Source organism: Neorhizobium sp. T25_13 (genome assembly GCF_002968675.1).
Lineage (GTDB): Bacteria > Pseudomonadota > Alphaproteobacteria > Rhizobiales > Rhizobiaceae > Neorhizobium > Neorhizobium tomejilense.
Window position 1 is genome coordinate 115,899 of record NZ_PVBI01000001.1, and the last position, 19,961, is coordinate 135,859.

General features: G+C 62.9%; 22 protein-coding genes. 6 read left to right on the plus strand and 16 right to left on the minus strand.

What is annotated here, in order from left to right:
- The first annotated feature begins 70 nt into the window (after window positions 1-70).
- Window positions 71-997, plus strand: a complete 927-nt coding sequence (gene pcaQ, locus C5J22_RS00600; RefSeq protein WP_105437161.1) for a pca operon transcription factor PcaQ — start codon at window positions 71-73, stop codon at window positions 995-997.
- On the opposite strand, the gene C5J22_RS00605 is transcribed toward pcaQ, so the two are convergent.
- Together C5J22_RS00605 and C5J22_RS00610 are read right to left on the minus strand one after the other, a co-directional pair.
- Entirely contained in the window at window positions 981-1,403 is a 423-nt protein-coding gene (locus C5J22_RS00605; protein WP_245440241.1) for a hypothetical protein, read from the minus strand. The two genes, pcaQ and C5J22_RS00605, sit on opposite strands and share 17 nt — an antisense overlap.
- 97 nt (window positions 1,404-1,500) lie before the next feature.
- Window positions 1,501-1,833: a hypothetical protein gene (locus C5J22_RS00610; RefSeq protein ID WP_105436704.1), complete on the minus strand. Its 333-nt coding sequence runs from the start codon at window positions 1,831-1,833 to the stop codon at window positions 1,501-1,503.
- A 153-nt stretch (window positions 1,834-1,986) separates the two neighbouring features.
- On the opposite strand from C5J22_RS00610, the gene C5J22_RS00615 reads away from it, so the two are divergent.
- Window positions 1,987-3,243, plus strand: coding sequence for a glycerate kinase (locus C5J22_RS00615; protein ID WP_105436705.1), 1,257 nt, complete (start codon window positions 1,987-1,989; stop codon window positions 3,241-3,243).
- Window positions 3,244-3,290: 47 nt separating this feature from the next.
- Here C5J22_RS00615 and C5J22_RS00620 read toward each other — a convergent pair whose 3' ends face one another.
- Both C5J22_RS00620 and C5J22_RS00625 read right to left on the minus strand, forming a co-directional pair.
- Window positions 3,291-4,196, minus strand: a complete 906-nt coding sequence (locus C5J22_RS00620; RefSeq protein WP_105436706.1) for a S1C family serine protease — start codon at window positions 4,194-4,196, stop codon at window positions 3,291-3,293.
- Window positions 4,197-4,384: 188 nt separating this feature from the next.
- Window positions 4,385-4,918, minus strand: a complete 534-nt coding sequence (locus tag C5J22_RS00625) for a DUF992 domain-containing protein (RefSeq protein ID WP_105436707.1) — start codon at window positions 4,916-4,918, stop codon at window positions 4,385-4,387.
- Window positions 4,919-5,394: 476 nt separating this feature from the next.
- Between C5J22_RS00625 and C5J22_RS00635 the strand changes: the two genes are divergently transcribed.
- Together C5J22_RS00635 and C5J22_RS00640 are read left to right on the plus strand one after the other, a co-directional pair.
- Window positions 5,395-6,102 carry a phosphatase PAP2 family protein gene (locus tag C5J22_RS00635; RefSeq protein WP_105436709.1) on the plus strand — a complete coding sequence of 236 codons (708 nt, stop codon included), beginning with the start codon at window positions 5,395-5,397 and terminating at the stop codon, window positions 6,100-6,102.
- A gap of 37 nt (window positions 6,103-6,139) precedes the next feature.
- Complete coding sequence (locus C5J22_RS00640; RefSeq protein WP_105436710.1) at window positions 6,140-6,700, plus strand: putative glycolipid-binding domain-containing protein; 561 nt, start codon at window positions 6,140-6,142, stop codon at window positions 6,698-6,700.
- 13 nt (window positions 6,701-6,713) lie between these two features.
- On the opposite strand, the gene C5J22_RS00645 is transcribed toward C5J22_RS00640, so the two are convergent.
- The 3 genes from C5J22_RS00645 to C5J22_RS00655 all read right to left on the minus strand — a co-directional run bounded on the left by C5J22_RS00645 (window position 6,714) and on the right by C5J22_RS00655 (window position 8,909).
- Window positions 6,714-7,124 carry a TIGR02588 family protein gene (locus C5J22_RS00645; RefSeq protein ID WP_105436711.1) on the minus strand — a complete coding sequence of 137 codons (411 nt, stop codon included), beginning with the start codon at window positions 7,122-7,124 and terminating at the stop codon, window positions 6,714-6,716.
- Between the two features lie 13 nt (window positions 7,125-7,137).
- The gene (locus C5J22_RS00650) at window positions 7,138-7,947 is read right to left on the minus strand and encodes a TIGR02587 family membrane protein (RefSeq protein WP_371412534.1); all 810 of its coding nucleotides are present in this window, start codon (window positions 7,945-7,947) and stop codon (window positions 7,138-7,140) included.
- Between the two features lie 176 nt (window positions 7,948-8,123).
- On the minus strand, window positions 8,124-8,909 hold the full coding sequence (locus C5J22_RS00655; protein WP_105436713.1) for a DUF1194 domain-containing protein: 786 nt from the start codon (window positions 8,907-8,909) through the stop codon (window positions 8,124-8,126).
- Between the two features lie 206 nt (window positions 8,910-9,115).
- Here C5J22_RS00655 and C5J22_RS00660 point away from each other — a divergent pair, with 206 nt between their 5' ends.
- A complete protein-coding gene (locus tag C5J22_RS00660) occupies window positions 9,116-9,514 on the plus strand; it encodes a GFA family protein (RefSeq protein ID WP_105436714.1) in 399 nt (132 codons plus the stop codon).
- A 153-nt stretch (window positions 9,515-9,667) separates the two neighbouring features.
- Window positions 9,668-9,904 carry a hypothetical protein gene (locus C5J22_RS00665; protein WP_040123933.1) on the plus strand — a complete coding sequence of 79 codons (237 nt, stop codon included), beginning with the start codon at window positions 9,668-9,670 and terminating at the stop codon, window positions 9,902-9,904.
- 47 nt (window positions 9,905-9,951) lie between these two features.
- Here the strand turns inward: C5J22_RS00665 and C5J22_RS00670 are convergent, their stop codons facing one another.
- The 9 genes from C5J22_RS00670 to C5J22_RS00710 form a co-directional block, all read right to left on the minus strand.
- A complete protein-coding gene (locus C5J22_RS00670) occupies window positions 9,952-10,110 on the minus strand; it encodes a YqaE/Pmp3 family membrane protein (RefSeq protein WP_046605997.1) in 159 nt (52 codons plus the stop codon).
- Window positions 10,111-10,177: 67 nt separating this feature from the next.
- Complete coding sequence (locus C5J22_RS00675) at window positions 10,178-11,380, minus strand: acyl-CoA dehydrogenase family protein (RefSeq protein ID WP_105436715.1); 1,203 nt, start codon at window positions 11,378-11,380, stop codon at window positions 10,178-10,180.
- 10 nt (window positions 11,381-11,390) lie between these two features.
- The gene (locus C5J22_RS00680) at window positions 11,391-12,548 is read right to left on the minus strand and encodes an acyl-CoA dehydrogenase family protein (RefSeq protein ID WP_105436716.1); all 1,158 of its coding nucleotides are present in this window, start codon (window positions 12,546-12,548) and stop codon (window positions 11,391-11,393) included.
- A gap of 139 nt (window positions 12,549-12,687) precedes the next feature.
- Window positions 12,688-13,530, minus strand: a complete 843-nt coding sequence (locus C5J22_RS00685) for a p-hydroxycinnamoyl CoA hydratase/lyase (protein WP_105404314.1) — start codon at window positions 13,528-13,530, stop codon at window positions 12,688-12,690.
- Between the two features lie 26 nt (window positions 13,531-13,556).
- Window positions 13,557-14,999 carry an NAD-dependent succinate-semialdehyde dehydrogenase gene (locus tag C5J22_RS00690; protein WP_105436717.1) on the minus strand — a complete coding sequence of 481 codons (1,443 nt, stop codon included), beginning with the start codon at window positions 14,997-14,999 and terminating at the stop codon, window positions 13,557-13,559.
- A 192-nt stretch (window positions 15,000-15,191) separates the two neighbouring features.
- The gene (locus C5J22_RS00695) at window positions 15,192-17,333 is read right to left on the minus strand and encodes an acetate--CoA ligase family protein (protein WP_205837135.1); all 2,142 of its coding nucleotides are present in this window, start codon (window positions 17,331-17,333) and stop codon (window positions 15,192-15,194) included.
- Between the two features lie 12 nt (window positions 17,334-17,345).
- Window positions 17,346-18,209, minus strand: a complete 864-nt coding sequence (locus C5J22_RS00700; RefSeq protein ID WP_046599283.1) for a p-hydroxycinnamoyl CoA hydratase/lyase — start codon at window positions 18,207-18,209, stop codon at window positions 17,346-17,348.
- A gap of 114 nt (window positions 18,210-18,323) precedes the next feature.
- Window positions 18,324-19,052, minus strand: coding sequence for an SDR family oxidoreductase (locus tag C5J22_RS00705; protein WP_105436718.1), 729 nt, complete (start codon window positions 19,050-19,052; stop codon window positions 18,324-18,326).
- A gap of 26 nt (window positions 19,053-19,078) precedes the next feature.
- A complete protein-coding gene (locus C5J22_RS00710; RefSeq protein ID WP_105436719.1) occupies window positions 19,079-19,870 on the minus strand; it encodes a LuxR C-terminal-related transcriptional regulator in 792 nt (263 codons plus the stop codon).
- Window positions 19,871-19,961: the final 91 nt, after the last annotated feature.

Below are 19,961 nucleotides of genomic sequence, written 5' to 3' on the forward strand. Positions count from 1 at the left end.
GATTGCACTAGTTTCCGGTTAGGTAAAATGATATTTCAGCATGATCTCCTAACCACAGGGTTATTTGATCTTGATCAATTCCCGAGTCAAGTTTCGGCACTTGCATACATTTGTCGAGGTCGCGCGCCAGAAAAGCGTGGTCAAGGCCGCCGAAATTCTGCATGTCAGCCAGCCGGCCGTCACCAAGACCATCCGCGAACTCGAAGAGGCGCTGGGTGTCGCCATGTTCGAGCGCGACGGTCGCGGCATCCGCATCACCCGTTATGGCGAGGTGTTCCTGCGCCATGCGGGTGCGGCACTGACGGCACTGCGCCAAGGCGTGGATTCCGTCTCGCAGGAACTGTTCGATTCCGCGCCGCCGGTCCGGATCGGCGCGCTTCCGACCGTTTCCACCCGCGTGATGCCGCGTGCCATGACACTCTTCCTCGCCGAAAAGACCGGCAGCCGCGTCAAGATCGTGACGGGAGATAATGCCGTTTTGATGGAGCAGCTCCGGGTTGGCGAGCTCGACCTCGTGGTGGGCCGTCTGGCATTGCCCGAAAAGATGACCGGCCTGTCCTTCGAACATCTCTATTCGGAACAGGTCGTCTTCACCGTCCGCGCCGGCCACCCGCTGCTCGATGCCAAGCGATCGATATTCGAGGGCCTGGCCGACTATCCGGTGCTGATGCCGACGCGTGGCTCGATCATCCGGCCCTCGGTCGAACAGTTCCTGATCGCCAACGGCGTCGCCAGCCTGCCGACCCAGGTGGAAACCGTCTCGGATGCCTTCGGGCGTGCATTCGTACGGTCGAGCGACGCGATCTGGATCATCTCGACAGGCGTGGTCGCCGCAGATATCGAGGACGGAGTTCTGGCGACGCTGCCGATCGACACCAGCGAGACCCGCGGCCCGGTCGGCCTCACCATCCGCGCCGACGCCAACCCCTCAACGCCGCTGTCGATCTTGATGCAGACCATCCGCCAGGCCGCTACGGAGATCATGCCGGCGCGGTGAGGCCCGGCTCTATCTTCGTCACGTCGTCGCCGCAAAACAGGATGACGTAGTGGCCGCGCGCCTGCGCGGCTCTAGCCCAGTTGTCGAGATCGGAAAGAAAAGGCGCCTGTTTCCAGGCATCCGGATGGTCCGGATCGACCAGTATGGTCAGCTGCGGCCCCTGCTCATAGACGAGCATCTTCGATGTCAGCGGCTGCCACGCCTCTGGAACACTCGGATCCGTCATCCACAGACAGAGGAAGTCGCGACAGAGCTGAGGTCGATCGGTATAGATTGCGCAGCCCTGCCCTTCCGAACAGTGCCGGCACCAGGCATCCGGCGGTTTGTCCAGTGCCGCGATTTCGGGAAGCCGGCAGCAGAGCGTGCAGGTTCCGCAGGATCGGGCTGTCTTTTCAATTGTCTCCAAGATCTCGCCGCCTCAACCGCAAAATGCCCGGCCAAACGATCGGCCGGGCTAGCGACTATACGCTGCGGTTGTTTCGCGCAAACAGGGACCGACGATTTCAGGTCGCTCGCAACTCCGGAAACCTGCGGCGCAATTCGTCCATTGAGGCTAGCACCGCGTCGTCGGCCCGCAGCGTCACCGAGATATTGTCGGCGACGTTGAGCGTTTCCTCAAAATGCACCGGCGTTTGAGCGCCACCCTGCCGCACCAGCGTGGCCTCCTTGCGAAAGCCATGTTTCAGCAGCCAGTCGCGCGGGGCGCTGAGGCTCACCGCCACATGGAACGCGCCGTCGTCTTCCTTGCTGGCCTTCAGTTTGTAAGTCACGGGAGACCTGTCGCCGCCGATGTCGATCTGGCCTGGGTAACCCGCTTCTTTCAGATGTTCACCCATATTGTCGCTCCTTCATTTTGGTGAGCCCGTGGGACAACCGACACTCGCTCGCTTTGTTCCGTTTGAAAGGCCGGTCGGCGATCAAGCCCGGTTGACGGCTGTTGACTGCCGTGATCGAAAGAGCCCCGGTGGCGGAGATGCGGAGGAAAAGCGATGACGGACCGGGAACTGCTGGAGGCGCTGTTTCATGCGGCCGTGAAGGCTGCGGATCCGTTGACCGGCATCGTGAAGCACCTGCCCGCCCCGCCGGAAAACGGGCGAACCGTCGTCATCGGAGCCGGCAAGGGTGCGGCCCAGATGGCCGCCGCGCTCGAAGGCGTGTGGACCGGCCCGCTGACCGGCGTGATCGTGACCCGCTACGGTTATGGCTGCGAAACGAAGTCGATCGAGATTCTCGAGGCGTCGCATCCGGTACCGGATGCCGCAGGCCTGGCCGGCGCAAAACGGCTGGTCGAGACGATCCGTGGCCTCTCCGAAAACGACCTCGTCATAGCGCTCGTCTGCGGCGGTGGCTCCGCCCTGCTGCCCGCGCCGCCGGAAGGCCTGACGCTGGAGGACGAGATTGCGTTGAACGAGATGCTGCTTGCCTCGGGCGCGCCGATCTCGGCCATGAATGTTGTTCGCAAACATCTGTCGACCATCAAGGGCGGCAGGCTTGCGGCAGCGACCAAGGCCCGCGTCGTCAGCCTGATCGTCTCGGATATTCCTGGTGACAACCCCGCCTTCGTCGCCTCCGGTCCGACCATTCCTGATGCCACGACGCGCCAGGATGCGCTCGCCATCGTCGAACAATACAAACTGAAGCTGCCGGCCGCGATGATCGCGCATCTGAACTCGCCGGTTGCCAACGCCCCAGAACCGGACGATCCGGTCTTTGCCCGCCACGAGCATTTTGTCATAGCCTCTGCCGGCGTCTCGCTGGAGGCGGCCGCCGAGGTCGCCCGCGCCCATGGCGTGACGCCTTATATCCTTTCCGACTCCGTGGAAGGCGAAGCGCGCGACGTCGCCCTGGTGCATGCAGCCCTTGCGCGCGAGGTGTCGCTCCGCGACCGGCCGTTCGCAAAGCCGGCGGTTCTGCTGTCCGGTGGGGAGACCACGGTGACGCTACGGGCGAAAGGCGGCAAGGGCGGCCGCAACGGCGAATTCGCGCTGGCTCTGGCGCTGGCGATCGACGGCCACGCGATCACCGCCCTGGCCGCCGATACGGATGGCATCGACGGCTCCGAAACCAATGCCGGCGCTTTCGCGGACGGCACAACGGCGAGACGGCTGCGGGCCGCAGGGCTCGACGGGCGTAAACTGCTCGATGGGAATGACAGCTTTTCAGGATTTGCCGCGATTGGCGACATATTCGAAACGGGCCCAACCGGCACCAACGTCAATGATTTCCGGGCGATCTTGTTGAGATAGCCGTTTGAAACCGGCGTCGCAGCCCTCTCCCCGCCAAATTGCGGTAATTACTGCAACTGCGGTTTCCTCAAGAAATCATTCCGGTCTGCCGACTTCACTCTGAGCCAGGCCTCCCGTCCATCACGCAAAATCCGCATCGGGATTTCGGCGCCGGGCGGCCCGCTGTCCCAGATCTTGCGATAGAAGTCCGCGAGCCCGTCGACCTCGCCGTCGCGGATTTCCGAAATCACGTCGCCGCGCTTCAGGCCTGCCTTTGCGGCCGGACCGTTTTCGGTGACGCTCATGACCACCACCTCGCCATTGCTTTCCGCCGACATGGCACCGAGCCACGGGCGTGGCGGGCGGTTGAATTCGCCGCGATTGAGGAGATCGTCGAGGATAGGCTTCAGAAGGTTGACCGGCACGACCATGTTGATGTCGGCGATCTCGCCGCCGCGGCTCATCTGCAGGCGCAGCGATCCGACCCCAAGCAGCTTGCCTTCCGTATCGATCAGCGCCGCCCCGCCCCAGGAGGGGTGGGCGGGTGCGATGAAGATCGCCTCATCCAGCAGATATTCCCAATACCCCGCGAATTCCTGCTTGGCGACGATATTGCCGCGCACATATTCTCCCTCGCCATCGGCGAAGATGACCGGATCGCCGAGCGTCGCGGTTGCAGAATCGCCGATCTGAAGCGCCGGCAGATCCAGCGGCGCCATGGCCTGCACGAGGCCGAAGCCGCTTTCCTGGTCATAGGCCAGTGCATGAGCCGGCACGACGCGGCCATCCTGGCGCGTCAGCCAGACATCTTCTGCTTCGGTAATCAGATACCCGATCGTCAGCACCAATCCGTTTTCGCGGATCACCACGCCGCCACCTTCCCGGCGGGTGCCGAGGGTGTTGGCCGTAAAGGCATTGTCCGGAATGGAAGCACGCACGGCCACGACCGACCGTAAACTTTTCTCGAGATCCATGATGCAAATCCTGATGAGGCAATACGCGGTCCGGAACCCCGCAAGGGTCTGCAAAGGTCAACCATACCGTCCCTTTAAGGTATGAATGTGGACGGCGTGGAGCAAGAGGCCGGAGAGAACTCATGCTGGCAAAGTGTCTACCTCATGGGGTCCCCTCCCCGTTTCCGGGAAGGGGAAGCGTGGAATGCTCAGCCCGCTGGCGTCAGGGTGACCGACGTGCCGGTTGCTGCCACGTTGAGGCCGAGCTGGCCGGTAACGCTCACCGTCTGCAGGTGGATCGAGCCGGCGGTCCCGCCGACGAGGATATTGGCGCCGATGCCTGCACCAACGGTGGCCTCAGCGGTCGCGCCCTGATAGAGGCCGCCGAGCGAACCGTGGTGATAACCCGCGGTCGGCGCGAAGACGGCCCAGATCAGCCGCGAGCGGGTCGTGAAGCCGAGATCGACACCCATCTTGCGCACCACGCCGGTATAACGGTCGAGCGGCTCGCTGCCGATCGCCGTCGTAAAGACGCAATCGGCTTCCTTGGCGGAACCGAGCACGTAACCGACGCCGCCGCCGATCGAGCAATCGAGATAACCGATGCGGACACCGCCGCGCTGGTCCTGTTCTTCATAGACCGGAACACGATCCCGGCGGGCAATCACATCGGCGGAAAAGGCGGTTCCGGCGCTGGTTACGACCGGCAAAGCGGCGAGCGCCACGGCAACAATCTTCTTCATCCCTGTACTCCTTTAATTATTCAGCCGCCCTTGTTGAGACTCATGCGAGCGGGTTTGGTAGCGTTGGGAAACGCATGTGGCGGAAGAATGATCCCACGTCGTTGCACACGAATTATCACCGAATTGTTCCAAGCGTGAGCTGGCTCCATTCGGCCTGCGCCTGTACCAGCCTTTCCCGTTCCGCTTGCCGGTACTGGCGCGGCGTCTGGCCGGTGCGCTTGCGGAACGAGCAAGAGAAATAAGCGACATCGACAGCCCGTCGATCGCATGCGACCGCCCTCTCCTTCGGAACCGCGATCACGAACGGATGTTCTTCCCGATCTGTCGAGGAGATCCGGATGCCACCGCTTCCGATCTTTGGCGGCGGCAAACCGGACCCTATATGGACTGGTGGAGATCGGACATTTCGCCTTCGATGGATCGGCCGCTCGGCGCGATGCGGTCGGCCGTGAACTGAAATTGAGCAAGGAGTTTGGATGGCATTCCATCAGCGCGTCACACGCAGAGTGGTCGAAAGGGTCATGACGTTCGAGCCGATCGGCTTGATGATGATCGCCTTTCTGGCAGGCGGGCTATTTGTCTTCTTCCGCTTGACCGACGAGGTTCTGGAAGGCGAGACCCATGCCTTCGACGAGAAGATCCTTCTCGCCCTGCGCAATGCCACCGATCTTGCGACGCCGCTCGGGCCCTATTGGCTCAATCATGCCATGGGAGACATCACGGCGCTCGGCGGGGTTACCGTGCTGACCCTGATGACCGTGATGGGAACGGCCTTCCTCTTGTTGTCGCGGCAAAGGGCGATCGCGCTCTTCATGTTCCTGTCGATCGCCGGCGGCTGGCTTTTGAGTTCGTTGCTGAAGCTCGGCGTGGCACGACCGAGGCCGGATATCGTGCCGCATCTGGTCGAGGTCGGCGATCTCAGTTTTCCAAGCGGCCATGCAATGCTGTCGGCCGTCACCTACCTGACGCTCGGAGCGCTGCTGTCGCGCGCCCAGCCCTATCGCTCGACGCGGATCTTCCTGATCGGCGCGGCGATCTTCCTGACATTCATCATCGGTTTCAGCCGTGTCTATCTCGGCGTCCACTACCCGACCGACGTCCTCGGCGGCTGGTGCGCCGGCGCGACCTGGGCACTGGCGTGCTGGATGATCGCGAGACGCTATATTTCGGCGGTGCCGGAGTAATCCGGCGAGTTGGACACCTTTGGGAGGAGCTTCTGGCATGAGCACATCCATACTTTTCTGGCGTCGGACCGATATTGAGGGATTTGAACGGCTGGAGCTTTCGGTCGAACCGGATGTCGTCACCGCGACATCGACGGTCCTCTGCCTCGAAGCGGGCGGCTTTCGCCTCGATCATCGCTGGCGGCTCGATCCAGGCTGGCGTGCTCAATCGGTCACGGTCGAACGCTGGAATGCGCAAGGCTACGGCCTGCTGCACCTGGAACGCGTCGGCAAAGGCTGGCGGGTGAACGACATGGCCCGTCCGGATCTCGATGGCGCGGAGGAGCCGGACCTGTCGGTCACTCCATTCTGCAACACGTTCCCGATCCGCAGGACCGCTGAGGAAAAGGGAGCCAGCCTGACTTTGGATACGGCATTCATCGATGGTCCAGCGCTCACGGTGGCGCGGTCGAGCCAGCGCTACGACCGCCAGGGTCCGGGCCGGGTGCGCTACGTCGACCTCGGCCTTTCGGCAGGTTTCGAAGCGGACCTTGTCATCGACGGCGACGGGCTGGTTTTATCCTATGAACACCTGTTCGAACGGGTGACGCCGGGGTGATATTCCTGATCCCTCACGGATCGATATACCCGACCGCCCGGACCCGCACCTCGCGGGTGCCCGGATCCTGAGAAAACAGGATGGCGCCGGAGGATTTGGATTCCGCCGGGACGTAGTCGAACGTGACGTCTGCGTCCTCGACGATGTTGCCGCCATCCAGAATCTCGCCCCGTACGGTAACGGCGGCAGCCGTCGCCGTCGCCTTGTTGGCGATATCGAAGGCGACACGGTAGCCGCCTTCGGTCTGGCGCCTCTCGGTGATGGCGATTGAGAGTTCCGGTTGCATGTCGTCGTGCGTCCATGCGTGGTAGGCGACCCAAGCGATGGTGGCGACAACGACGAGCGCCGAAACCATGCCGGTCGCCCATTCGATCCAGTGTGGCTCCTTGACTTCGGTGTGGCGTTTGTTGGCTGTGGTCGTCATCGAGGTTCACGCGTTACAGGATGAGGCGGGCGGCAGCGGCCCCGATTGCGCCGGGGAAGCTCAGGACGATCGCCGACATCAGCATCTGCGTCGACGCCGTATCGTCGAGCCGGCCGAAGGTCCACAGCACGTAGAAGCTGATCAGCATGGCGACCAAGTAGCCTGGCAGAGTGAAGCGGAAGAAGGCGTGCCACCATGGCGTTTCCTTCGAAATTTCATGGGTGCCCTTGAAGGCGACCGCATAGACGAACCCGTGCATGATGGCGATCGACAGGCCGATGGTGACGAGCGCGTGCCAGGGTGTCATCTTGTAGGCGATCAGGATGATTTCTTCCGTCGGCGCGACGTTGAGGTTGAGAAACAGGGCGCCGACCGCCATCAGGAAGAGTTCGCGGCTGTAGCTGGTGGAAATTTCGTCAGGCACCGCGCCACCGCCTTGCCCCTCATCCTCCTCCCCGTCGTCCTCGTGTTCATCATTCCCCGATTGTCCGCCGAGCTGGGAGCGACCCAGCAGCGCGCCGATGCTGGCCGGCACGGACTGTATGGCGATCTTGCCGAGCATTTCGGAGGGCGGCATGTGGGGCTTGATATCCCCGAGCATGATGAGAACCGCCGCGCCTATGACGATGCCGAGGCCATAGGCGATGGTGGCGTCGCGACAGGCTTCCGCCAGGGTGGAGGTGCGCTCGAAACCGATCCGGTGGGCGAGCAATATGAGAAGCGGAATATTGACGATCAGCAGCAGCAACAGGCGCCAGCGTTCGATATAGAAGCCGAGCTGCCAGAGCTCCATTGTCATCAGCATCGGGATACCGAACAGCATGGCGCCGGCCGCGCCCCGTCCGAGACCGATCAGAAAACTCCGGCTTGCGCCTACGTCATTGCCCCGTTCCGCCCTGGCCCCGTTCAACGCCGGCTCCCTCCCGTCTTGCGATAAGCGGAAAGAAACTCTGAAATCGGATGAAATGTTCCGCCCGGACGAGAACCCGGGACAAGGCATCACCGATCGAACAGATCCTGCCATTGCTTCTCGCCGACCAGACAGTCGCTGGAAGGCTGGTTGCCCGCCACCTTCTGCACGGTTGCCGGCGGCGTGAGCCCGCTGATCTCGAGGACCAGCTTGCGGCGCACGGCGACGGCGAAATCCTCGATCTTGTGAACCGGCAGTACGAAGGAGCCAGGTCCGCCGATGACGCAGTCGCCATAATATTTGTCGAGCCCACCGGCCGCGCCGGAGGGCCTCAGCATGATCGCCAGCCCGTTGATGATGATGCCGGCCTCCAGGGCCTTCTCACGGACCGGCACGACCGGATTGCCGGAATTGTTCGGCCCGTCGCCGGAAATGTCGATCACCTGACGCGTGCCACGATAGGAATTGGCGACGATCATCGTCGCGCCCTGGACGATCGCGGCGGAAATCGACGTGCGGCGCTGGGTATTGATGGGCCGGGCCTCGAGCTTGGCGGCAAAATTGATCGCGTCCTGCTCGTTTTCGATGATTGTCCAGTCGATGATCGAATCCGGCACCACGTCACCGGCCCATTCGAAATAGCTGATGGCGATGCGGCCGTTCAGCCCGGTCTTCACCGCCGTGATGAATTCCTTGTGCTTGAGCGCCTCGAGATATCCCTCGCGCTGGACGCGGACTTCCTCGTAGTCCATGGAGCGGGACGTATCGACCGCTAGGACCAGTTCCACATCGACTTCGCCTCCCTTTTGCTGCGCGACCATGGGGGCGGTGGCAGCGGCGGAAAGGCTCATGAGCATCGCGAGTGTTGTAAGCATTGCCAATCCAATCACTGCGTTATCGATTTCTTAAAACTGTAACACAGAGGCGACCGAGGGCGACTCTCCTCCGCGAGCCTGCCTTCAACTTTCGGTGATGGGACTTTATTCCGCTGCCGCCCCGCGTAATCTGCGATAGCGGCCGCGGCTGCATCGACGGCGCTGAGAGCTGCGCCTGTCAACTGATATCTGGGCGGGATCAGGCGATGACGAGATTAAACGGCAAATGTTATTGCGGCGCAGTCGCCTATGAAGTGGAAGACGCTTTCGTTTATGCGGCCAATTGCCATTGTTCGGATTGCCGCCGCACCACCGGCTCGGCTTTCAAGCCCTTCGCGGGCATCGAACGGCAGAAGTTTGCCATGGTGAAAGGCGACGACGGTTTGCTGATCTTCGGCGACGTCGATACCCATAACGCCCATTGCAGGGCCTGTGGTTCGCTTCTCTATTCGCTGGTGCGCGAAGCTGCCTGGGTGCATGTGGCCATGGGTACGCTGGTCGACGCCCCGACAATCCGGCCGACGCACCATATCTTCGTCGGTTCGAAAGCGCCGTGGCACGAGATCACCGACGACCTGCCGCAATATCGTGGCCATAAGGAATAGCTATTCCCGACCGGCCAGCGCGGACCCGCTCCAACGGAGCCACTATTCGGGTAGCGCAAACTCGTGTCAACTTGGGGGACAGGGCTATTTCCAATGGCCGCTGTTGACTTCGCAGCGAGCATGTCGCCAGAGTGGCGCAAAGAAGGAAACGCCATGTCCAGGTCAGAAAAATTCATCGTGCTGCCGTTCAAGAAAGTTCGGGGCAACGTGACGCCTGGCGAGATGCGCGTGGCCTCGAACGCCGCTTCGGCCGAGAAGATCGCCCGCGCCATGGCCGACCGTTTCGTCGGGGTCGCGGCCTATTCGGTTCAGGTCGACATGGAAAGCGGCGACATGTCGGATCCGCGCATTCTCTGGCAGACAGGCGAAATCGCCGATATCGCTGCCTAGCCCCGGAGCCGGCTGCTTCTTTCACAGGCGACGCGGGTTTGATCCGGCTATTTCTTGAGGATCACCCACAGCGCATGCACGATGCCGGGAAGCCAGCCGCAGAGAGTGAGCAGGATGTTCAGCCAGAAATGCAGGCCGAGCCCCACCTGGAGGAACACCCCGAGCGGTGGCAGGATGAAGGCGAGCAGAATGCGGATGATATCCAACGGGCGTTCTCCGGGTTGATCGGTTCGGCCGGTAACGCGCTGGATGGGATATGGTTTCAGAAGACGCTCATCTCAGCAGCGTCTTTGCGATAATCTCCAGCTGAATCTCGTTGCTGCCGCCGAAAATGCTCTGGGAGCGGGAATTGAAATAGACGGCGGAGGCGACCTTGCGCTCTTCGTCGATCTCACTTTCCTCCGGCAGCTCGTGCAGCGGTCGGTGCTCTTCAAAGCGCAGCGCATCGGGCCCGAGGATCGAGGCCGCGAGTTCGGCGATCGACTGGCGGATGCGGCTGCGCTCGATCTTCATCGTTGAGGACGGCACCGACCCCGGATTGCCGCCCGCCTGGACCTTGGACATGGCCGAAAGCTCCAGCATGTCATTGGCGTCGACATCCGTGGCAATCTCGGCAAAGCGCGCCATGAACAGCGGATCGTCGATCATCTTTCGCCCGCCGGGCCGTGGTTCTGAGGAAAGCCGGTGCAGGCGCGCTAGCATGGCGCGCAGTACGCCGCCGGCGAAGGCGCCGCCCCGCTCGAATTCAAGCAGGTATTTTGCGATGTCCCAACCGTCGCCTTCCGCGCCGATGCGGTCGGAGACCGGCACTTTCACATCATCGAAGAAGACCTGGTTGAACTCATGCGTGCCGCAGATCGAGCGGATCGGCCGGACGGTGACGCCGGGCGATTTCAGGTCGATCAGGATGAAGGTGATGCCTTCCTGCTTTTTGCCCGTGTCGGCGGTGCGTACCAGCGCGAACATCCGCGTGGCGTGATGCGCCAGCGTCGACCAGATCTTTGAGCCGTTGACGACATATTGATCGCCGTCGAGCACCGCCCTGGTCTTCAGCGAGGCAAGGTCGGAGCCGGAGCCGGGTTCGGAATAACCCTGCGCCCAGAGATCCTCGCCACTCAGGATGCGCGGCAGGTAAAAGCTCTTCTGCGCATCGTTGCCGTAGCGCATGATGACCGGAGCGATCATCTTGATCGAGGCGCCGCGGAAATGCGGCTCGCCGGCGCGCTCGCATTCCTGGTCGAAAATGTAGCGCTCGGCGAGCGTCCAGCCTGGGCCTCCATGCTGTTTCGGCCAGGATGGAGCGGCCCAGCCCTTGTCGTTGAGCTTCGCCTGCCATTCGAGGCCGATAGCGGGGTCGGCGAGGAAGCTGGGGTTCAGCCGCTCGGCGCGCTTCAGGCCCTCGTCCAGATGGGCGTCGAGGAATGTCCGAACCTCGTCGCGAAACCGAACCTCTTCTTCCGTCATCAACAGATCCATGGAAATCTCCTCAGCCGGGTTCGCGCAGCAGGCTGCCGGAGAGTATGGCAGGATCGCGGATGATCTCGCCATAGCGCTTCAGGTGATCCGCGGTCGTGCCAAACGTGTTTTCGATCGCATAAAGCCGGCGGAACCAGGCGCCGATCGGCATTTCTTCCGAAAAGCCCATGGCTCCATGCAGCTGGATCGCCTCCTGCGCGACGGAGCGGGAAACCTTGCCGATCTTGGCACGGGCGCCGGAAACGCCGCGGATGCGCGTCATGCGCGGCGCATCGACGGAAAGCGTGGCAAGCAATGCGGAACCGCGGGCCTCCTGGCATTTCACCGCCATCTCGGCCATGCGGTGCTGAAGTGCCTGGAAGGCGGCGAGCGGCTTGCCGAACTGCACGCGTTCCTTGGTATAGGCAACGGTCGCGTCCAGCAGCGCATCCATGATGCCGACCGCTTCCGAGGCAAGCGCCGCATTGACGCGGTCGTAAGCCGCTTCGATTTCGGCGAGCGTATCGGCCTCAGCACTAAATAACGCCGACGCGGGTAGGGAAACGTTGTCGAGAACGAGATCGCTGGCGCGGCTGCCATCGACGAGTTTCACCTCGGTTTGCGTCAGGCCGGCGGCATCCGCAGGTATGACGAACAATTTTACTGATCCGTCGAGCTTGGCCGAGACCAGAAAGATATTCGCGAAGGGGCCGCCGGGAACCAGTGGCTTCTCACCGGTGATGGCGTAGCCATCCCCGCTCTTCGTGGTAGTTGCGGCGATATTGCCGAGGCCGAAACCGGTCTGGCGCTCGGCATGCGCCAGCGCCGGGCGCGAGGTGCCGGCAAACAGGCCGCCGAGAATCTCGGCTTTTTGGTCTTCGGAACCAAGCTTTTCGACCAGCCCGCCGGCGAGAATGATAGATGCAAGATAAGGCTCCACCACCAAAGCGCGGCCGATCGCTTCCATGATCAGCGAGACTTCCACCGCGCCGCCACCAAGCCCGCCGTTCTCTTCGGCAAACGGCAGCGCCAGCCAGCCGAGATCGGCCATCTCGGACCAGATGCCGGCATCGAAACCGGTCTCCGAGGCGATGATCTTGTTGCGCTTCTCGAAGTCGTAGCGATCCTTCAGGAACCGCTCGGCGCTTTCCTTCAACAGAAGCTGCTCGTCCGAATAGTTCAGGTCCATGACTGGGTCTCGCGTTTTAGTCTTGGAGGCAGCGGGTGCCGCCCCCTCACCTGGCCTCCGCTACGCTCGGCCACCCTCTCCCCTCGGGGAGAAGGTGCCGGCAGGCGGATGAGGGGGGCTTCCCTCAAAAGAGGTGAGACTACTCCTCGCGCGTATACGCCCCATGCCCCGGACGATAGGTCTTCGTGTCAAGAAACTGCGACAGCCCCTTTTCGCGGCCCTTTTCCGGGTCGACGAACGTCGTCTGGTCGGCCTTGGCGGTCAAATATTCCGCAGACTCCTCCCAGGTCATCTCGCGCACATACTTGTAAGCCATGCGGGCCTGGCGGAGCACGGTCGGGTTCTTTTCGAGGAGCACGCGGGCGATCTCGACGGTGCGCTCGCGAAGCTTGTCGGCCGGCACCGCCTCGTTCACCAGGCCGAGCTGTTCGGCCATCTTGCCGCCGAACTTCTCGCCGGTCATGACGTAATACATCGCCTTGCGGTCGTTCATCAGCGTCGAGATCGCCTTGGAGACGACGCCGCCGGGGATGACGCCCCAGTTGATTTCCGACAGGCCGAACACTGCATCTTCGGAAGCGATCGCCAGATCGCAGCAGATCAGCGGGGTGAAGGCACCGCCAAAGCACCAGCCGTTGACCATGGCGATGGTCGGCTTGGCGTAGTGCATCAGCAGGCGCCACTGCCAGGCGCGGGTCGAGCGGTAGGCGCGCATGCGCTTGACGTCGGAAACGCCGTCGGTGGCGCGGAAGAAGTCCTTGAGGTCCATGCCGGCGGAAAAGGCTTCGCCCTCGCCGGTCAGGATGATCACGCCGGCGCGGTCGTCGATTTCAAGCGCGTCGAGCACTCGGATCATGTCTTCGGCAAGACCGACGCTCATGGCATTGCGCTTGTCCGGGCGGTTCAGTTTTACCCAGGCAATGCCGTCCTCGAATTCAACCTTGACGTTCTCTCCGCCCAGATCGCTTGCTTCAATGGTCATCATGTTCTCCTAAAAGGTCCGGGACCTTATGACAGGCTGGTCATCTTGGTGACGAGATAGGCGTCCATGCCCTCGGTGCCGCCTTCGGAGCCGTAGCCGCTCTGCTTGACGCCGCCGAACGGCGTTTCGGCCATCGAGATGAAGTTGTTGTTGATGCCGACCATGCCGGCCTCGAGCGCGTCGCTGACCATCGCAGCGGTCTGGCTCGAGCGGGTGAAGGCATAGGAGGCAAGGCCGTAGGGCAGCCGGTTGGCCTGTTCGATCACCTCGTCGAAGGAGGTGAAGCGGGCAGTGACGGCGACAGGGCCGAAGGGCTCGTCATTCATGATGATCGCCTCCTGCGGCACGTCGGCCAGCACGGTCGGCTGGAAGAAATAGCCGCGATTGCTGCCGCGCTCGCCGCCGGCCTTTACCTTGGCGCCACGCTGCACGGCATCGGCGACCATGCGCTCCATCGCCGGCACGCAACGGCTGTTGGCGAGCGGTCCCATCTGGCTCGACGGGTCGAGACCGTCGCCGACTTTCAAGGCCGAGGCCGCCTTGGCAAAGCCGTCGACGAACTTGTCGTGGACGCTGTCATGCACGTAGAACCGGGTCGGCGAGATGCAGACCTGGCCGGCATTGCGGTATTTCGCGTGCACCATGACGCGGATGGCGTGGTCGATATCGGCGTCCTCGAAGATCAGCACGGGGGCATGGCCGCCGAGTTCCATCGTGGCGCGCTTGACGCCGGCTTTCGCGGCGAGAACCGCGAGATGCTGGCCGACGGCGGTCGAGCCGGTAAAGGTGATCTTGCGGATGCCGTCCGAAGCGATCAGGTGTTCGGAGACCTCCGCCGGCTTACCGTGCACGACGTTCAGCACGCCGTTCGGCAGGCCGGCATCCTGCAGCGCGCGGGCGATCTCGAGCACGGTCGAGGGTGTCTCTTCCGAGGGCTTGATGACCATGGTGCAGCCGGTGGCGAGCGCGGCCGAAATTTTTCGCGCCGGGATGACGCCCGGAAAATTCCAGGGCGTGAAGCCGGCGACCGGGCCGACTGGCTCTCTCGTGACCATCCAGCGGGCGCCGGGCACGCGCGACGGCACGATGCGGCCATAAGTGCGGCGGCCCTCGTCGGCGGTCCAGTCGAGAATGTCGGCCGAGATATGGACTTCCGGGATCGCCTCGGCGAGCGGCTTGCCCTGGTCGAGCACCATGCGCCGGCCGATTTCATTGGCCCGTTCGCGCAGGATGTCGGCTGCCTTGCGGATGATCTTGGCGCGGTCGAAGGCGGTCGTGGCCTTCCATGCCTTGAATTCACGGGTGGCGGCTGCCACGGCTCGTTCGAGGTCCGCCGCAGTTGCATGCGGCAGGGCGCCGATCGGCTCGCCGGTGGCCGGATTGATGACGTCTTCCGTCACCCGACCTTCCGCGCCGAGCCACTCGCCATCCACAAAGAGCTTCAATTCACCATAGGATTGGGTCTGCATCACGGTTTCCTCCCTCGTGATTGCCAAAATAAAATAGCGGGCGTCGCACCCCCTCACCCGGCCTCCGCTCCGCTCCGCTCGGCCACCCTCTCCCCGCTGGGGAGAGGAGGATCTGAGACATTGCGGCAATTCGCCTTCTCCCCTCGGGGAGAAGGTGCCGGCAGGCGGATGAGGGGGAAATTTCCCCTATCCTCACTGCACCACGAATAGCGCGTCGAGAGCCAAAGCCCCGTCCCCCTCGGCATAGACAACGAGCGGGTTGATATCGACTTCGACGATCTGAGGCTGCGAGCGCATCAGCGTGCCGAGCTTGACGACCACGTCGGCGATTGCTTCGACATCGCGCGCCGGCTGGCCGCGGAACGGTCCCAGCAGCTTCGATGCCTTCAGCTTGCGGATTTCGGCGATCGCCCGCTCGCGGCTGATATCGGCCGGCAGCAGGCGAGCATCGGCGAGAGCCTCGATCCAGACGCCGCCGAGGCCGACGAGCACGACCGGACCCCATTGCGGATCACGCTTGGCGCCGACTACCATTTCGAGCCCCTGGCGCGCCATGCCCTCGATCAGCACGCCGTCCAGCTTCAGGCCCGGCTTGTGCCTGGCAATGCTGGCATACATCTTTTCATGCGCGGCCCGCAGCGCCGGCTCGTCGGGGATATTGACGATGACGCCGCCGACATCGCTCTTGTGGGCGAGTTCGGCTGCCTGCGCCTTCATGACGACCGGATAACCGACATCGGCTGCGATCGTCGCGGCTTCGTCGGCGGATTTGGCCAAAGCGCCCTTCGGGATGTGGATGCCGAGATCGGTAAGGATGCGCTTGCCTTCATACTCGACCACGAGACCGGAGGGCGGCAGTTTGGCGATCCGTTCGCCTTCCGGTGCCCGGTCCTTGGTGGCGGCGAGCGCTGCCGCATAGTTCATCACCACCGCCATGGCGCGCATGGCGCGTTCCGGCGAGCGGAAGAACGGAATGCCGCTGTCGCGCACCGCCTTCATGAAGGTCGGGTCGAGCGGATAGTCGTCGCCGACGATGTTGAGGATGACCGGTTTTGTCGCGGTTGCGGCGACCGGAATGATCGCATCCGACTTCTTGATCTGCATCGGCGGCGAGCCGCCCGCATGCGACAGGAAGACGATCCCCACATTCGGATCCTTCAGCATGGATGCCGTGGACGTGCCGAAAATACCGGGATTGGAGAAGCCGGTCGTGCCGATGTCGAACGGGTTGTCGACATGGACGTAAGGCGGCACTTGCGTTGCAAGCTCGGCATGCACCTCGTCCGACAGCGTCGCGATCGGCAGGCCGACGCGTTCGCAGAAATCGAAGCAGAGGCCGCGGATAGCGCCGGAATTGGTGACGATGCCCGCCTCGCCCGGCGGCGGCGACGGATAACGTGCCAGGATGGCGGTGACGTCGAACAGCTCGTCGGTGGTCTCCACCAGCGCAACGGCCTCGTTGCGCACAGCCGTCTGCATCAGCGCATGGTCGCCGGCAAGCGCGCCGGTATGCGATTGCGCCGCCTGCTTGCCGCGCTCGCTGGAGCCCGGATGCAGCATGACGATCGGCTTGCCGAGTTCGCGGGCGCGCCGCGCGACGGCGAGGAACTTTTGGGGGTTCTTTACCTGTTCGACATAGACCGCGACGACAGCGTTGTCCTTGTCCTCGATCAGCCAGCCGACCAGGTCCTCGGCGGCGATCACCGCCTCATTGCCGGTGGCGATGACGTAGGAAACCGCGATTTCGCGCGAATGCATGGCGAAGCGGATATTGGCGGCCGTCGCACCGCTCTGGGCGACGATGGCGACGCGCGAGCGCTCGCCGACGCCGCGCAGGTCGACCGGCTCGAAAGTCAGCGGAATGCCGTCGACGTAATTGGTGTAGCCCATGCAATTGGGTCCGAGCATCGCCATGCCCGCCTTGCGGCAGATCTCGGCAAGCTCGTCCTGCTGGCGACGGCCTTCTTCGCCGGCTTCGGCGAAGCCGGAAGAGTAGACGATGACGCCCGCCACATCCCGCTCGACGCAGGCGAGCACCGATTCCTTGATTGCCACCTGCGGCACGATGAGGATCACCACGTCGACGCCCTTGGGCAGGTCGCCGATGGTCTTCACGCAGGGGCGGCCGTTGATCTCGTCGCGCGAACGACTGACGAGATGCAGGTCGCCTGTATATTTGAAGAGTTCGAGATTGGCGAGCACGCCGCCGCCGATCGAAGCGGGATCCGGCGACGCGCCCACGATCGCGATCGATCGTGGGCGCAGCAGACGGTCAAGATCGAACGGCTTGGCCGGATCGAGCGTCTTGGGAGTGGTGGTCATCGTATCAGCCATGGGAGCCACTTCTTAGTCGCGACGGTAGGCACCGAGGCCCGGGCGGAAGGATTTCTCGTCCAGGAACTGACTCATGCCGGTATTGCGGCCGTTTTCCGGGTCGCGGAGTTCCGTCTGATCGGACTTCGCCATCAGATATTCGCCGGCCTGTTCCCAGGTGAGATCGCGGGTGAAACGGCAGGCGGTCTTGGCCTGGCGCAGCACGAAGGGGTTCTTGCCGATCAGCGTCATGGCGAGCTTGCGGGTCTCAGCCTTCAGCTCGTCCGGCGAAACGGCCTTGTTGACCAGTTTCATGTCCGCAGCCTGCTGGCCGGTGAAGGTTTCCCCGGTCATGATGTAATACATCGCGTCGCGGAAGCTCATCGTCTCCAGCACCGACTTGGTAACGATACCGGCCGGGATGATGCCCCAGTTGATTTCAGAAAGGCCGAAGATGGCGTCTTCCGAGGCGATGGCCAAGTCGCAGCCGACCAGGAACTGGAAGGCGCCGCCAAAACACCAGCCGTTGACCATGGAGATGGTCGGTTTCGGGAAATACATCATCCGGCGCCACTGCCATGCGGCGTTCGCCCGGAAGAGGCGTTCGCGCTGGATCGGCGGCACCTTGTCGGTAGCGCGGAAATATTCCTTGAGGTCCATGCCGGCCGAGAAGGATTCGCCGGCGCCGGTGACGACCATCACTTTGCAGCGGTCGTCTTCTTCCAGCGCATCCATGATCGCGTTCATTTCCCAGACGATGCCCGGGTTGATGGCGTTGCGCTGCTTCGGACGGTTGAGCGTCACCCAGGCGATGCCCTCGTCGAAATCCACGGTAACATATTCGCCCCACTTGCCATTGTTCTGGCCGGCGGCAGCGGATTCGGTCTGGTTTTCCATAGCAAATTCTCCCTACTGGGGAAATGGATATCAGGGACCCGAATATGCGTCAAGCGGCTTTCAATCTCGGGACTGGCGAAAAGAAAGCCGTTTGACGTCGTGCTGAACCGATGCTTAACCGCGGCCGAGGAACGGCATTTCGACCGGCAGGATGATGCTTTCGTAGAGGTTCACGTCGTCCTGTAGCGTCGCCATCAGCACCACGATCCGCGCCACATCCAGAGGCATCATGGTTGCGGGCCGGACCTTGTCGGTGATGCCGGGAACCAGCGAGCTGACCGTCGAGCCCGGATGCACCATGGAGACCGCAATGCCGTGCTCGCGGCCATCGACGGCGAGCGAACGGGTGAGGCCTTCGAGCGCGAACTTGCTCGCCGTATAGGCCGCGGTATGGCCGCGCGGTACCTTGGACGAAAGGCTGCCCACGTTGATGATCCGGCCGCGCTTCTGTTGCTGCATGATGACGAAGGCGGCGCGGCTGCAATAGAAGACCGAGTGCAGGTTTGCCCCGATCACCTCGTGCCAGCGCTCGTTGGTGAGCTTTTCGACCGGCGTATGGTCGGCGATGCCGGCATTGTTGATCAGGATGTCGAGCCGGCCATATTTTTCCTTCACCGTAGCGAACAGCTTTTCGACCTGTGCGTCGTCGGTGACGTCGGTCGGCACGACGAACGCGCGGCCGCCTTCGACCTCGATGTCGGCCGCCAGTTTTTCAAGCTTGTCGGCGCTGCGGGCGGCAAGAACGGTGATGGCGCCCTCAGCGGCAATCGCCTTGGCGATGCCCCAGCCGATGCCCGAGCTGGCGCCAGTAACGATGGCAATACGGTCCTTGATCGAAATCATCTGAAATCCCTCCTCGAAATGATGCGTTAGACGCGCGAAATTCCTTCATAAAGCGCTTCGAGCCCGCGCCGGTCGCTGACCCCGAGCTTGCGATAGGCGCGCTGACGGTAGGTGACGATGCTCGAGAGCGCGAGCCCGACCTTCTCGGAAATTTCCCGATGGGTGCGGCCGAGCAGCAGGCCCGCGGAAACCTCCGCCTCGCGGCCCGAAAGCGCAAACCCTGCCTGCAGCAGCCGCCCGGCGATCTCCTGCTGTGGCGGATGCAGTGGCGCCGTCTGCGGACGGCCCTGGAGGCGCACATGCTTGACGACCATGGCCATCAAGAGCGGCGCGGAGGCTTCCAGCCGTTCGACGGCGGAGAGCGGGAACGGGCCGCTTTCGCGGGTGCGATAGAGGCTGGCGAAGATCCGCGGTTCCTCCGAGTGATAGATGGTCAGGCGTTCGAGCACATGGGCGCGCTCGTAACAGTCGCGGCGGTATTCGGGGTCACGGATGCCGTTCCAGGCCTGGCGGATGACCTGCACCTTGGCAAGTCCGGGGCCTGCGTTCAGCATCTGGCGGGTCACCCGGTCGCGCAGCCAGTAACGGCGGGCATAGTCGAGCGAGGCGCGCTCGGCAAAGCCCGGGATGGTCGAGTGATAACCGCAGGCGAAGAGATAGGTGAGCGATCCGTCTTCCTCGGCCTGGAAGGCGGAACAGAAATCGGTGCCGGCGATGCCGCGCAGGGTCTCCAGCAATTTTTCGGGGAAGCCGGGCTCACCGACTTCGTCCATGAGGGCGGCCATGACGGTCACGTTGTCTCCATCAAGCGCAGGCATTGACGCCTCCAAGGTTGAGAACAAATCTGTGGTGGGCGTGTCCACCTGCAAGGTGGACACGGGAGGGTCGGCAAAGGCCTACCATCACGGC

What these genes read in the sequence shown, in the direction of transcription:
- C5J22_RS00660 (WP_105436714.1), top strand. Translation starts at nt 9,116, where the DNA reads ATGACGAGATTAAACGGCAAATGTTATTGCGGCGCAGTCGCCTATGAA.
- C5J22_RS00635 (WP_105436709.1), top strand. Translation starts at nt 5,395, where the DNA reads ATGGCATTCCATCAGCGCGTCACACGCAGAGTGGTCGAAAGGGTCATG.
- C5J22_RS00700 (WP_046599283.1), bottom strand. Translation starts at nt 18,209, where the DNA reads ATGGAAAACCAGACCGAATCCGCTGCCGCCGGCCAGAACAATGGCAAG.
- C5J22_RS00620 (WP_105436706.1), bottom strand. Translation starts at nt 4,196, where the DNA reads ATGGATCTCGAGAAAAGTTTACGGTCGGTCGTGGCCGTGCGTGCTTCC.
- C5J22_RS00690 (WP_105436717.1), bottom strand. Translation starts at nt 14,999, where the DNA reads ATGCAGACCCAATCCTATGGTGAATTGAAGCTCTTTGTGGATGGCGAG.
- C5J22_RS00710 (WP_105436719.1), bottom strand. Translation starts at nt 19,870, where the DNA reads ATGCCTGCGCTTGATGGAGACAACGTGACCGTCATGGCCGCCCTCATG.
- C5J22_RS00680 (WP_105436716.1), bottom strand. Translation starts at nt 12,548, where the DNA reads ATGGACCTGAACTATTCGGACGAGCAGCTTCTGTTGAAGGAAAGCGCC.
- C5J22_RS00685 (WP_105404314.1), bottom strand. Translation starts at nt 13,530, where the DNA reads ATGACCATTGAAGCAAGCGATCTGGGCGGAGAGAACGTCAAGGTTGAA.
- C5J22_RS00695 (WP_205837135.1), bottom strand. Translation starts at nt 17,333, where the DNA reads ATGGCTGATACGATGACCACCACTCCCAAGACGCTCGATCCGGCCAAG.
- C5J22_RS00625 (WP_105436707.1), bottom strand. Translation starts at nt 4,918, where the DNA reads ATGAAGAAGATTGTTGCCGTGGCGCTCGCCGCTTTGCCGGTCGTAACC.
- C5J22_RS00610 (WP_105436704.1), bottom strand. Translation starts at nt 1,833, where the DNA reads ATGGGTGAACATCTGAAAGAAGCGGGTTACCCAGGCCAGATCGACATC.
- C5J22_RS00705 (WP_105436718.1), bottom strand. Translation starts at nt 19,052, where the DNA reads ATGATTTCGATCAAGGACCGTATTGCCATCGTTACTGGCGCCAGCTCG.
- C5J22_RS00645 (WP_105436711.1), bottom strand. Translation starts at nt 7,124, where the DNA reads ATGACGACCACAGCCAACAAACGCCACACCGAAGTCAAGGAGCCACAC.
- C5J22_RS00655 (WP_105436713.1), bottom strand. Translation starts at nt 8,909, where the DNA reads ATGCTTACAACACTCGCGATGCTCATGAGCCTTTCCGCCGCTGCCACC.
- C5J22_RS00675 (WP_105436715.1), bottom strand. Translation starts at nt 11,380, where the DNA reads ATGGATCTGTTGATGACGGAAGAAGAGGTTCGGTTTCGCGACGAGGTT.
- C5J22_RS00650 (WP_371412534.1), bottom strand. Translation starts at nt 7,947, where the DNA reads ATGCTGTTCGGTATCCCGATGCTGATGACAATGGAGCTCTGGCAGCTC.
- C5J22_RS00665 (WP_040123933.1), top strand. Translation starts at nt 9,668, where the DNA reads ATGTCCAGGTCAGAAAAATTCATCGTGCTGCCGTTCAAGAAAGTTCGG.
- C5J22_RS00640 (WP_105436710.1), top strand. Translation starts at nt 6,140, where the DNA reads ATGAGCACATCCATACTTTTCTGGCGTCGGACCGATATTGAGGGATTT.
- C5J22_RS00615 (WP_105436705.1), top strand. Translation starts at nt 1,987, where the DNA reads ATGACGGACCGGGAACTGCTGGAGGCGCTGTTTCATGCGGCCGTGAAG.